The organism is Caballeronia sp. dw_19 (assembly GCF_018449515.1).
GTDB lineage: Bacteria > Pseudomonadota > Gammaproteobacteria > Burkholderiales > Burkholderiaceae > Caballeronia.
On sequence record NZ_JAAVUQ010000037.1, the window covers coordinates 20,386 to 32,881 of the forward strand.

Below are 12,496 nucleotides of genomic sequence, written 5' to 3' on the forward strand. Positions count from 1 at the left end.
CGTATCCGGAACGTCATACGGAAGCCCCACCGGTTGCGAGCCAAGCGTCGTGCACGTTGTTATACGCATGCCGTGCTGCATCGGCGGCCACGTCGATCCCGGCCACGCGTGCATAGACTTCACTGAGTGTGTCCGCCACGCTTTCCCACGTGAACATCTCCTTGGCGCGCGCGAGCCCTGCTGCGCCCATGCTTTGTGCACGCTGCGGGTCGCGCTTGAGCGTGACCAAGCCGTGGGCGACGGCGAGAGGGTCTTTCGGCGGCACGAGCAATCCGCTCTCGCCATGCGCTACCGAATAACGAATGCCGCCAACGTTCGCGCCGATCACCGGCGTGCTGCAGGCCATCGCTTCCAACGGGGTAATGCCGAATGGTTCGTACCAGGGCGTCGTGACGAATACGTCCGCCGCGTTGTAGTAAAGACGCAGGTTCGCACGTGCTCGACGGCCGAGGAAATTGACGCGATCCGTTACGCCGCATTCACGTGCAATGACGCGCAAGCGGCCGATCTCGGGCGTCGCGATCTCGTTGGCTTCGTCGGAGTTGCCACCTACCACATAGAGATGGGCTTCCTCGCCAAGCGCGCAGTTACACAAGCCAATGGCACGTACCACCGTGTCGATACCCTTGCGCGGCACCATCCGTCCCAGTTGCAGCGCGATGAAACGGTCCAGCGGCCAGCCCAGTTCCGCGCGGGCAGCGTACTTGTCGACAGGGTGAAATTCCTCGTGGTCGAAACCGCAGGGCACAACGTCGATACGACCGTTATCCGCTTGATAGAGCGAGACCAGATCCGATTCATCCTGCTGGCACTCGGCGATCACCGAGTCGGACTCGCGCACGAGCCTGTCCTCGATGTCGAAGCGCTCGTCAGGGAAACCATCATCTGCGCCCTGATGCAGGCGCCGTACGCGACCAAGCGCATGAAAGGTCGTCACAAGAGGAATGCCAAGCGATTCCTTCACACGCAGACCGACCAGTCCGGACATAAAGAAGTTGGCGTGCACGACGTCGTAGCGTGATGGTTCATGACGGAAAAATTGGACGACGAAACGCGCGAAGTCCTCCATGTACGGAAGGAGTTGCTCCTTCGGCAACTGGCGTTTCGGGCCAGCCGGTACATTGATGACACGTACCCCGTTCAGGCGCGAGACAAGCGGCAACAACGACTTGTCGCAACGCGTGAAGACGTCGACGTGGTGACCTTTTCGGGCAAGCTGACGTGCGACGTTCGCGACATAGATATTTTGACCGCCGCTGTCGACGCTGCCGGTAGCGGCGAGCGGCGACGCGTGCTCGCTGATGAGTGCGATCTTCACAGTGGTGTCCTTTGTCGACGAGTCTTGGTATGCGGTGGCGCCCATGATCAACATCGGCGTGCATCACACACAGCATTCGTTGTGCCCATTGGGAAGCGAACGAAACAAGCGTCGGTTCGTTGCCATACCTACGCATTTTTTTTGCGTGCGCTTCAAGGACGCCGGACAGCGGCTATTGGGCTTGTGAAGAATTACATCGGGTGCGTAGACGCGTCAGGGCCGGCGTCGCCCGTGTCGTCGATCGCTTGCGAGCGACGTACGGCCTCCCGCATTTGCTCAACTTCAAGCGGAATCGCGCGACGCCGGGTCAACGCCCACGGCAGTGCAGCGAACAACGCCAAGGCGTCGCGAAAAAAAGAACCTTCGCGGCGCATGACGTGCACTGCGGCCCGTGTGGCGCGCCACCCTTCGCCCCACGACAAGCGCATCCATGCAACCCACGCGGCATTGCGGGCGAGCAGTCGACGCCGGAGCGCGCTGTCCCGCAGCGGGGAGGGATGGTGATGGACGATCAATTCTTCGGCGTACACAATGGCGAAGCCGCATGCGAGCACATCGAGTGAGGCCAGCGTTTCTTCGCCGCCGATAAAAAAGCGCGATTCGTATCCGCCTATCTGCCGATAGAGCGGCGTTCTGAACACACAGGCCCCGGCCATATACCCGATCAGTGAAGGGCCGGGCAAGCCGGCGGCGTCAAGCGGGCTGCGTGCCATCAGCCGGCAGGTCGCGTCGGTGTCGCCTGCTTCGCCGACCAGCACCCGGGCGCTCAGCACGCCGACACGGGGTGACTGGTCCAACAATTGGACCGCGCGCGATAGCGATCCCGGATGCCACCACGTGTCGTCATCGCAGAATGCAACGTACTCCGTACTCGCGCTTGCGACGCCGAGGTTGCGTCCGGCTGCACCAAGGTTTTTCTGTGCGGTAATGAGGGTGACCCCGGGGAAGCGCTCGGCAATATGTTCCGCAGTGGCATCGGTCGAGCCATTGTCGACAACGATCAGACGCGCTCGGTCAGGTAGCGCGCTCAGTCGCGCGAGGGTCTCGAGCACTTGCGCCGAGCGGTTGTACGTCAGCACGACGACCGATATCTTCGGAGGTGCATCCGCGGCCGGCCGGCCGTCCCCTGGGGCGTCGTCGTTCTTCACGTTCCTCATGCCGCTAGCTCAAGCTTCCAACAGCGTTCGGTACAAAAGACATCGTCGTAGCCATCAGGTCCGAACGCCTTGAGCTGGCTTGCGTACGCTTTGACGGCTTCGCGTTTCGCGGCCTGATGGGACGGATCGGCTCGCCAGTTCTCAATGACCGGTGTCGCGGTGATGCCGCGCGAAACGAGCTCCGCCATGCGTATTTGCAACTGGCCGGCCAGACGCCGGTAGAGAGCGTCCTCATAAGCGAAGCAGACCAACTCCGGGTTGGCTAGCCAGACATCGGTGCATGCGCGATGCACGAGTTCGTGGTCGGAGTGGAACAAGCCGAGGGGGATCATGAGCGTACGAGCCCCGTGGCGGTGCAGCGACCGATCGAGCGCCTGGGCGATCGCGTCCTGAGTCGGGGCATGCGCGGGCAGTGCAAACGGAACATATTGTGCATCGAGAAAATCCCCTCGATCGGGCACCGCACTCAGGACATCCAGGGCGCGGCGGTTTTCCAGCGAGCGTTCATGCATTGCGTGAGCGGCGTTATCGAAGCCGCACTGGCGGTCCCACTTCGTCATGACATCTGCGGCGGGGCAGCCGGAGAAGACGGTGTAAACGACTGCTCCCGGATGAGCGGCGAGCGTCGTTCCGCAACTGAAGACGGCGTCGTCGAAATGCGGTGACATCACCAGTGGACGAGCAAGGGTATCGGACATGGCGAGGTGACAAGAGAAATGTCATCCGAAAACGCAAAACGCGGACCTGGGGTCCGCGTTTACATGCGTTTGGTCAAGCCAGGTCGATGCGCGAGCCGCAAGCCTGTCCGCCCTGTTTATGCGGTCTGCGAGAATTCCCGTGCCCGCGCTCGGATTTGCTCGAGTTCGCCGATTGTAAAAGCGCGCTGCTCCATCTCAATGGCTTGCTGATACGCGGCGCCGCCGGGCAGCCGATTCAACAAGGCGCGGATCTCGCCAGTCATCGTGTGATCAGCCGGTTCGAACGAGTACAGGTGCAGCTTCTTTTCTCCCCGCTCGTACATAAACCACGTACAACTGGCGAACACAGTCACGCCGACGATTTCCTGCAAGCCGAGAATGGTCGTGTCCGGCAAGGCCCACGCCTGAAGCAGCATGATGGCGAGAACCCCGGCGAGGGCGAGGGTAATAGTGGCCGAGAGACCGTCGCGCATGCTCGTGAGCAAGCGCTTTTGCAGATACTCCAGTTCTAGACGTGAGGGTGCGACGAGGGTGTTATTTGGGGAATGATCAAACGGTATGAGGACTGCCATTGCGTTTTTCGTCCAGCGAATAAGGTGTTTTGTACTGCTCTTCAGACTTTAACGGCTCGTGACCGGAAAAGTTGACATTGAAAATTAGGTCCGGGTTTATGGACGCAAAAAAATTATTCGATTGAGGTTTTGGGCTGCGGAAATCCCGGAGCGAGCGATGGAAGCTCAGGTTGTCGGCGCATCTGCGGAGACAATGACCGCGTCATCAACGTCCGTTTCGCAACGCAAACCAGGGCAAAGGATGTTCTCTTCCATCGAAGGCGAAAGATTCGTCAACCACGTTCCCGGGTCTCCGTCCCGCGGGTGTGCCCTTGACGTGCGAAAGACAATGAGGCTGCCGTCGAAGACGGTGGTGCGGCACACTCGACCGCCGACAACATATCGGTTCGATATGCTTAAGGATCGACGGGTGGGGAATCTGCAATGTGATCAGCCAAAGCGCAGCGGGGAGAAAACGGCGATGGCGGCTTCGGTCCGGCTCCGCCGATGCTGTACACATTAGGCCAAATCCGGCACACGGATTGCACAGGTTGCTAGGTCCTTCCCGCGGGAGCAAAAATGGACGCGCGCAGCGGAACAAGCACTGACCTCGACCTCGACGTGAACGAAGCTTTCGACCGTCGCTGGCGTATTAGTGAGTGCGCGATTATTTTGCTTCTTTGTACCCTGTGTTTCGCCGGGCTGGCGGGCTTACTTGGCTCAGGTCCGATGAGCCACGCATTCGTGCACTTCCAGAGTGGGACTATTACTGACATCCGGTACGAGCGCATCGTTCGGAACCACGGCTCGAGCTGGATGCGGCTTGGATTGGCTGCGGGAGCATCGGGCACGATTACCGTACACCTGGATCGGCGAATGATTCATTCGGTAGCGATAGAAAATGTCGTCCCGACGCCGTTGTCTGAGAGCGTGTCTGACCGGGGCGTAACTTACGTTTTCAACGTGGCGAACGCGGAGGAGGGCGCATCGCTCAATTTCAAAATGTCGCCTTATCGATTCGGTGTTATTGAAACGACGCTTTCCGCTGGAAATCGACCCATGAACCTCGTCCAGGTCGTCCTCCCCTGATCATGGACATTGTTCTTCGCGCTGCCGGCGCCTACCTTTTCCTGCTGATCGTGTTGCGCATCACGACCCACCGGGTCAGTCGAACGATGACACCCCTCGACATGGTAATCATGTTTCTCTTTGGTGGCCTATCTAGCCAGGCGGTGCTTGCTGGCGACCAGTCGATTACGGCGGCGTTAGCGTCGGTCAGCACGATTTCGATGCTTCACGTCTTCGTTTCCGTAGCCAAGAGGCGGTGGCCGAGTCTTGGCAGAGTGGCGGAAGGGACGCCTACCATCGTGTACGCAAACGGGCAGTGGGACGAAAGGCGCTTGCGCGAGATGCGCATCTATAAGGGCGATGTTCTCGCTGAAATGCGTCAACGGGGCATTTCGCATCTGGACGACGTCAAATACGCGATTGTCGAAAATCATGGCGGCATTTCGATCATGGCGACTGACACCCGATAACAATAAAGTTGGAATGGTCGTTGCTCAAGGACCCTTTGGGCGTTCTCTCACGAGCCCGGCAAAATTGGTATTCGGGAGCTACAGACGAAAGCGCGGTGGAGTCACGTGGGTCGAGGCGCGAGCCAGCTGGGGCAGCGCCTTCGTCAGTTGCTTCTCCGCACTATAAACATTTGAAAGAGCGTGGATAAACAGGTCCTGCATTGTTTTAGCGGCCATGGGGAACTCACTTGGTAAGTGAGCGTTGAATGATGTCTGCGCCTCGGGCACGCATCGAAAATGCAATCAACGTAGCCGGTTTAGTACGGCCTCAAGCAGATGATTGTGGTCTGGAAAAAGATAAAAAAATTTTGAGCCGGATCTCTTGAAAATTTCCAACAATGTTCTATTTTCGATTCCGTAAGCAGTCGCGGTGTTCGCGCTGCGTGTTTCGATTGGTTTGTCCGAGGCTTGGGCAGACGAACTGGAGCGCGTATGCCGGTTCGTCTCCTGCCGCAATTTGGGAGATAGCAGCCATGAGTGACCTTCTTTTCAATAACAGCCTGTTTGATGAGCTCGACCGTTTTCAGCGTCAAATGTCGTCGTTGTTCACCGGCCTGCCATCAAGCATCCGCGCGTCGCGGCTAAACGGCTTTCCGCAAATTAACCTCGGGAGCACGGACGACTCCGTAGAGATTGTCGCGTTTGCGCCCGGGATCGATCCGGCCAAACTGGAACTGACCGTGGACAAGGGGTTGCTGACCATCAGCGGCGAGCGTGCGCGTGTCGAGTCCCAGTCGGAAGGACGTTCTTATGCGCAAGAACGCTTTGCCGGCGCCTTCCGCCGCGCAATCGAGTTACCGCGCGATGCCGACCCGGACAACGTGAAGGCGCGCTACGCGAACGGTTGCCTGACGATCAGTATTGGCAAGCGTGAGACGTCGCGCCCGCGCACTATCGCAATTCAATGACCAACCCGTCACCTCATTGGAGGAGAGCATCATGAATACTCAGACCCAGCTCGCCGAACGCAATACCGGCACTGTCGCGCGCAACGGTGACACACAGGCGCAAAAGGGTCCCGCGATCGTTCCTGCCGTCGATATTTACGAGGACGCGCATGGCATCACGTTATGGGCCGATCTGCCGGGCGTATCGCGGGACCGGTTGAACGTCCACGTACAGGACGGCAATCTCTTCATTGAAGGCCAGGCGTCGATCGACACACCTGACGGCCTGCGCTTGCATCACGCGGAGATTCGCGAGCCACGTTTCGCCCGAGCATTTTCATTGAGCGCGGACTTCGATATTGCGAAGATCGATGCCAATCTTAGCGACGGCGTGCTTAAACTCAGCATTCCGCGCCGAGAGGAAGCACGGCCGCGCCGCATTGAAGTCAGCGTTGGATAAATACCTTGAGGCGCCCGCGAATGGTTGACTCCCATCGTGGGCGCCACATCGACAGACCAGCTAACGGGAGCCTGCCGTGGAATTTGAAACTGACTGGAAGACCTTGGGCAAACACCGGGTTCGCCTGCGTGCGACTCGCGGCTTTCCCACCGAGACCTTGCATACGGTGGCCGACGTCGCGCGTCTTGCCATCGAGAACAACATGAGTGCACGCGCAAGACTGGTGGAAGTAGTCTATCGCGACCAGGACAAGGCCTATGACATTTTCGTGGGAACTACGATGCCCGATGACCGGCGCTGCGTGGCGCAGCTCGAAGTTGCCTTGGCCACCGTGCTGGGGGTACTGCCCGAACAGGTCACGATGACGGTCAATGCCGTCGAGCAGAGGGAAGTTGACCTGAACTTTGGCCTCTACGAGCGGCTGCTTTCGCAGAAGCTCGGCTCAGTGCCGCCGATCCAGTGACCCCGACTGGTCTCCAAAAACTTTGCCGCAACGTCACGAGCCGTGAACTCGCATGAGGCGATCCGAATGGTCCGTACTCTGCTGACCTCAGCCCTGCCGATGCGATTCGTCGCGTACACGTATTGAAACTTCGGTTCAACAAGGCAATTTCGCCGGCTTTATTTATTGAGTGATCGGGGTGCCCCTTGCAGGGTAGGGAACGTTTCGCAAAGCTTGGAATGCAACATGCCGCCCCAAGAAATCTCCACTTCTCGCCGCACTTCCGGACGACAGTACACCGTGATCGACAATCATCGCGGCGTCCGATCATGGCAATGAACACGCGGTAACCATGAGTTGGAATAGTGGTTGCTGGATAGACTGTGTCGAGCGATTCTTCAGGCCTTTCCTCACGAGCCTCGGCACATCGTTATTCAGGAGCTGAAAATGAGAGCGCTTCGTTGGCATGGCAAGCACGATATCCGTTGCGACACGGTTGCGGATCCAATCATTGAGGAAGGGCGCGACGCGATCATCAAGGTTTCGACCTGCGCGATTTGCGGGTCGGACCTGCATTTGTTCGATGGCTTCATGCCGACTATGGAAAGTGGCGACATCATGGGCCATGAATTCATGGGCGAAGTGGTCGAGGTAGGTATGGATAACAAAGCACTGCAGATCGGAGATCGGGTCGTCATTCCCTTCACGATATTCTGCGGTGAGTGCGACCAGTGCAAGCGCGGCAACTTCTCCGTATGCGAGCGAAGCAATCGTAACAAGGAGAAGGCTGACAAAGTCTTCGGCCACTCAACTGCCGGGCTTTTCGGATATTCCCATTTGACCGGTGGATACGCCGGAGGCCAGGCCGAATACGTCCGGGTACCAATGGCCGACACGACCCACGTGAAAATACCTGATGGTCTGACTGACGAGCAGGTCTTGTTCTTGGGCGATATTTTTCCGACTGGCTGGCAGGCGGCGGTCAATTGCGATATCCAGCCCGACGATACGGTCGCAATCTGGGGCGCGGGGCCTGTTGGCCAGATGGCGATCCGCAGTGCCGTACTACTCGGGGCGAAGCAGGTTGTCGTAATCGACCGGGTACCGGAGCGGCTTGCGATGGCAAAGGAGGGCGGTGCAATTACGATTAACTTCGATGAGGAAAGCGTGCTTGACAGGTTGAAAGAGTTGACCAATGGTAAGGGGCCGGAGAAATGTATCGATGCGGTGGGCATGGAGTCTCATGCCACTCGATCGTTTGATGCCATGTATGACCGCGTCAAACAGGCCGTCATGCTGGAGAGCGACCGGCCGCATGTCTTGAGGGAAATGATTTACGTCTGCCGTCCTGCGGGCATCCTGTCCGTGCCGGGTGTGTATGGCGGCTTGATCGACAAGATTCCGTTTGGCGCCTCTATGAACAAAGGGCTCACATGGAAAATGGGCCAGACGCACGTGAACCGATGGACAGACAACTTACTGCATCGAATTCAGGAAGGCCAGATCGATCCTTCGTTTGTGATTACGCACACGGTCCCGCTGGAAGACGGACCCGGCATGTACAAGACATTCCGCGACAAGGAGGACGGCTGTATCAAGGTGGTCCTCAAGCCATAGCGGACGCGCACCGGTGGCTCACGGTCGCGGTCGGCCGGAAGTCGTGTCGTTATACAGGGTGGGACTACAAGCTGTCAGGCCAGCGTAGCGGAGTTATTAAAAATGAGTCAATATTTAACTCCGTCTTTGCCATTTTCGGCGTCGGCGCACTTTCTCAACCGATGCTCAACGACGTCGGGAGCGGATCGACACAAGCCTGTGTCGTGGCCATGCCTGCGCTTACGGCCCGAAAACAGAAACTCACGGATGGCTAAGGCACCGATGACGACGCAAGAACCGCAAAACACGCAATTCGAAGCCAACGACGACTGGACTCGGCAATGGGTTGCTTCGACAGCGGACTACTCGATTTTCCTGATCACGCCCGAAGGCAAAGTCACCAGTTGGAATCCAGGCGGCGCCAGGATCGAAGGATATCGACCCGAAGAAATCATCGGCCGGCATTTTTCCGTTCTCTATACCGATGACGATCGCCACAATGGAGTTCCCGATGCGCTTATGGACACTGTCCGCCGAATGGGACGCCATGATTCGGAGGGGTGGCGTCGGCGGATGGATGGCAGCACCTTTTGGGCGAGCGTGGTGACGACCGCGCTGAGTGACGCGCAGGGCGAGTTCCGGGGGGCCGTGCAGGTGGTGCGCGACGTCAGCGAGAAACGCAAGGCACACGAGGCCGTGGTCGAAAGTGAACGGCGTTTCCGGCTACTGGTTCAGGGAGTGACGGACTACGCCATCTTCATGCTCTCGCCCGACGGTTATGTGACGAACTGGAATAACGGCGCACGGCGCATCAAGGGATATAGCGAGGAGGAGATCGTCGGTTCGCATTTCTCGAGATTCTATACGCCAGAAGACGCCGCTGCCGGGGTACCGCAGCGTGGTCTGGAGACAGCCACGCGCGATGGCCGCTTCGAGGCAGAAGGCTGGCGAGTACGTCGCGACGGGACGACCTTCTGGGCCCACGTGATCATTGACGCAATCCGCGAACACGACGGAGCGCTCGTCGGCTTTGCAAAGATCACGCAGGACATCACCGAGCGGCGCGAGGCCAACGAGCTGCTGGAACAAACGCGGGCGGCGCTGTTCCAGGCACAGAAAATGGAAGCAATTGGCAAGCTGACGGGCGGTGTTGCCCACGACTTCAACAACGTACTGCAGGTGCTGAGGGGAAATCTCGAATTACTGGAGAACCGGCATCGCCGGGATGCCTGGAGTGGCGTGCGACTCGCCCACGCAATCGATGCTGTCGAGCGTGGCGCGAAGCTCGCCTCACAACTGCTGGCGTTCGGTCGGCGACAGGCGTTACGCCCTGTCGTGGTGAACCTGGCAGCGATGGTTCGCGGGATCGACAGCATGCTGGCTCGTGCGCTGGGCGAGACGATCAACGTGGAGACAGTCGTTGCTGCCGGCCTGTGGAATACGCTGGTCGATACCCACCAGCTCGAGAATGTGGTGCTGAACCTGGCGATCAATGCGCGCGACGCAATGCCCGCGGGTGGACGTCTCACCATTGAACTGGCCAACGCGATGCTGGACGATCGTTATGTGCGCCCCCTCACGGATGTTCCTCCGGGCCAGTACGTGATGCTTGGGGTGACGGACACCGGCGCAGGCATGCCCCCGGATGTCGTCGAGCGCGCCTTCGACCCGTTCTTTACGACCAAGCCGGAGGGACAAGGCACGGGTCTCGGCCTGAGCATGGCTTATGGCTTCGTGAAGCAGAGTGGCGGACACATCAGGATCTACAGCGAAGTGAGACATGGCACGACGGTCAGGATTTATCTGCCGAGGTCGATGGAGGCTGCCGTTGATCCACAATCAAGGAACGAGCACACGGTGCTGATGGGCGGCAAAGAGACCATACTGGTCGTGGAGGACGATGCGAAGGTTCAGTCGACGGTGATCGACATGCTGGTGGGACTGGGTTATTCCGTTCTCAAGGCCGACAATGCGGAGCAGGCGCTGACCGTGATCCGCAGCGGCGTTCACATTGACGTCCTCTTCACTGATGTCGTCATGCCCGGCACGCTGCGGAGCCCCGAAATGGCCCGGCAGGCAGCCTTGCTGCTACCTCACCTGAAGATTTTGTTTACCTCCGGGTACACGCAGAATGCGATCGTGCATGGAGGAAGACTGGATCCGGGAGTCGAACTTCTCAGCAAGCCCTATAGCCAGGAAGAATTGGCACACAAGCTGCGTTACATTCTTGGCACGCCGGGAGAGACGCTCCCGGCAACCGCTGACAGCCCGGATACCGCACCAGCCAATGCGGGCTCGCTGCCAGCCACGCCGTTGCATGTCCTTGTGGTCGAGGACGACGCGGCTTCCCTGGATGCGGTCTGTGAAATCCTGCAGATGCTGGGTCACGAAGCGGTGAAGGCGGCGGATGCGGCCCGCGCGATGGAGCACCTGCGTTCTGAGCGGTTCGATGTGCTGTTGACTGACTTGAATCTGCCCGGGACTTCTGGACTCGAGCTGGCACGACAGGCTGTCGCTGCGGATCCCGATCTTCACGTTGTATTTGCGTCGGGAGATGAATTGCCCGACGATCTGTTGTTTGAATTTCCGTCCAAGACGCTGCGCAAGCCCTACGCGATAGACGAACTCAATGACGCCCTTGGGGCGATTCGAGGCACCTCGCGCTCTGCCAGTCGTTAATCGCGCCGCAGACGTGCGAGTCTCCACTTTGGCCTATGCCTACCCCGAAGGGATGGAGTCGTCCATCACATCAAAACCGCACAAGGCACCGTCACTTTGTTCTATTCACTGACGGTGTAGAGGTGTAGAGAACCGTTATCATGGCAGTGATTTCAGGCCTCACGACAACACAACCCTTCCAGCTTATCGCTTGCCATTCCGATGTCCATAACAGTTAGCTTCCCCGTCGAAGTGCGCGATTGGATCACCCACAATCTCACCCGCGGCGTTGCGCCACCGGCGATTGTGCGCGAGCTCGTCGATCGAAATAACGCAGTCGAACTCGCGTCGGCAATGGTCGATGCGGTCTCCTCGGCTTTTTTGTACGGCACGGCGTTGCCAGGCGAGACGCTCGAAATTGGCGGTGCGCCGCTCACCTATGAAGCGGAGCCCTTGCGGGTGCCGAACGATCCGCTGATCCGGCTCGGTGAGCGCAAGGTGCGCGTGATTTCGCGTATGCACCGGCCCGCCGCAGTACTGCTCGACAATTTTCTCAGCGCGAACGAATGCGAGCAGTTGATCTCGCTCGCGCGGCCGCGTCTGGACCGTTCGACCGTGGTCGATCCCGTGACCGGGCGGAATGTGGTGGCAGGGCATCGCAGTAGCCATGGCATGTTTTTTCGCTTGGGCGAAACCCCGCTGATCGCGCGCCTTGAAGCGCGTATCGCCTCACTCACCGGCCTGCCTGCCGAGAACGGCGAAGGCCTGCAACTTCTGCACTACGAAGCGGGCGCCGAATCGACGCCGCATGTCGACTATCTGGTCCCGGGCAACCCGGCGAATCGAGAGTCGATCGCGCGCAGCGGACAGCGTGTGGGCACACTGCTGATGTATCTGAACGATGTGGAAGGCGGAGGTGAAACCGTGTTCCCCCAGATCGGATGGTCGGTGGTGCCGCGGCGCGGCCAGGCACTCTATTTCGAATACGGCAACCGTTCCGGGCTCGCCGACCCGAGCTCCCTGCACGCAAGCACGCCCTTGCGGACGGGCGAGAAGTGGGTGGCCACCAAATGGATCCGCACGCGCCGCTTTGCGCCTCGCGTGTCCGGCGTGGAGTGACCCGGGGGGCGGCTGAGCACCCCTCCGGCCCGC

Annotated in this window: 12 protein-coding genes and 1 pseudogene; 8 read left to right on the forward strand and 5 right to left on the reverse strand. The window is 59.2% G+C overall.

Annotation, left to right across the window (positions count from 1 at the left end):
- Positions 1-13 precede the first annotated feature (13 nt).
- From HB376_RS32590 to HB376_RS32605, 4 genes are all read right to left on the reverse strand, one after another.
- Positions 14-1,318, reverse strand: a complete 1,305-nt coding sequence (locus HB376_RS32590; protein ID WP_213767773.1) for a glycosyltransferase — start codon at positions 1,316-1,318, stop codon at positions 14-16.
- 191 nt (positions 1,319-1,509) lie between these two features.
- The gene (locus HB376_RS32595) at positions 1,510-2,475 is read right to left on the reverse strand and encodes a glycosyltransferase family 2 protein (protein ID WP_213767774.1); all 966 of its coding nucleotides are present in this window, start codon (positions 2,473-2,475) and stop codon (positions 1,510-1,512) included.
- Positions 2,472-3,173 (reverse strand): PIG-L family deacetylase, encoded by a 702-nt coding sequence (locus HB376_RS32600; protein WP_213767775.1) that lies wholly within the window; start codon positions 3,171-3,173, stop codon positions 2,472-2,474. The genes HB376_RS32595 and HB376_RS32600 overlap by 4 nt, the downstream gene beginning before the upstream one ends.
- Positions 3,174-3,289: 116 nt before the next feature.
- Positions 3,290-3,745 (reverse strand): hypothetical protein, encoded by a 456-nt coding sequence (locus tag HB376_RS32605; RefSeq protein ID WP_213767776.1) that lies wholly within the window; start codon positions 3,743-3,745, stop codon positions 3,290-3,292.
- Between the two features lie 558 nt (positions 3,746-4,303).
- Between HB376_RS32605 and HB376_RS32610 the strand changes: the two genes are divergently transcribed.
- Both HB376_RS32610 and HB376_RS32615 read left to right on the forward strand, forming a co-directional pair.
- Positions 4,304-4,813 carry a hypothetical protein gene (locus HB376_RS32610; RefSeq protein WP_213767777.1) on the forward strand — a complete coding sequence of 170 codons (510 nt, stop codon included), beginning with the start codon at positions 4,304-4,306 and terminating at the stop codon, positions 4,811-4,813.
- Between the two features lie 2 nt (positions 4,814-4,815).
- Positions 4,816-5,262, forward strand: coding sequence for a YetF domain-containing protein (locus HB376_RS32615; RefSeq protein ID WP_213767778.1), 447 nt, complete (start codon positions 4,816-4,818; stop codon positions 5,260-5,262).
- Positions 5,263-5,367: 105 nt separating this feature from the next.
- On the opposite strand, the pseudogene HB376_RS32620 reads toward HB376_RS32615, so the two are convergent.
- A pseudogene (locus HB376_RS32620) lies at positions 5,368-5,478 on the reverse strand (DUF892 family protein); the annotation flags it as partial.
- Positions 5,479-5,774: 296 nt separating this feature from the next.
- On the opposite strand from HB376_RS32620, the gene HB376_RS32625 reads away from it, so the two are divergent.
- The 6 genes from HB376_RS32625 to HB376_RS32650 all read left to right on the forward strand — a co-directional run bounded on the left by HB376_RS32625 (position 5,775) and on the right by HB376_RS32650 (position 12,463).
- Positions 5,775-6,209: an Hsp20/alpha crystallin family protein gene (locus HB376_RS32625; RefSeq protein WP_213767779.1), complete on the forward strand. Its 435-nt coding sequence runs from the start codon at positions 5,775-5,777 to the stop codon at positions 6,207-6,209.
- Between the two features lie 31 nt (positions 6,210-6,240).
- Positions 6,241-6,648, forward strand: coding sequence for an Hsp20/alpha crystallin family protein (locus HB376_RS32630; protein WP_213767780.1), 408 nt, complete (start codon positions 6,241-6,243; stop codon positions 6,646-6,648).
- 76 nt (positions 6,649-6,724) lie between these two features.
- Positions 6,725-7,111, forward strand: coding sequence for a hypothetical protein (locus HB376_RS32635; RefSeq protein WP_213767781.1), 387 nt, complete (start codon positions 6,725-6,727; stop codon positions 7,109-7,111).
- A 426-nt stretch (positions 7,112-7,537) separates the two neighbouring features.
- Positions 7,538-8,707, forward strand: a complete 1,170-nt coding sequence (locus tag HB376_RS32640; protein WP_213767782.1) for a zinc-dependent alcohol dehydrogenase — start codon at positions 7,538-7,540, stop codon at positions 8,705-8,707.
- Between the two features lie 261 nt (positions 8,708-8,968).
- Positions 8,969-11,365, forward strand: a complete 2,397-nt coding sequence (locus HB376_RS32645) for a PAS domain S-box protein (protein ID WP_213767783.1) — start codon at positions 8,969-8,971, stop codon at positions 11,363-11,365.
- A 201-nt stretch (positions 11,366-11,566) separates the two neighbouring features.
- Positions 11,567-12,463: a 2OG-Fe(II) oxygenase gene (locus HB376_RS32650; RefSeq protein ID WP_213767784.1), complete on the forward strand. Its 897-nt coding sequence runs from the start codon at positions 11,567-11,569 to the stop codon at positions 12,461-12,463.
- Positions 12,464-12,496: the final 33 nt, after the last annotated feature.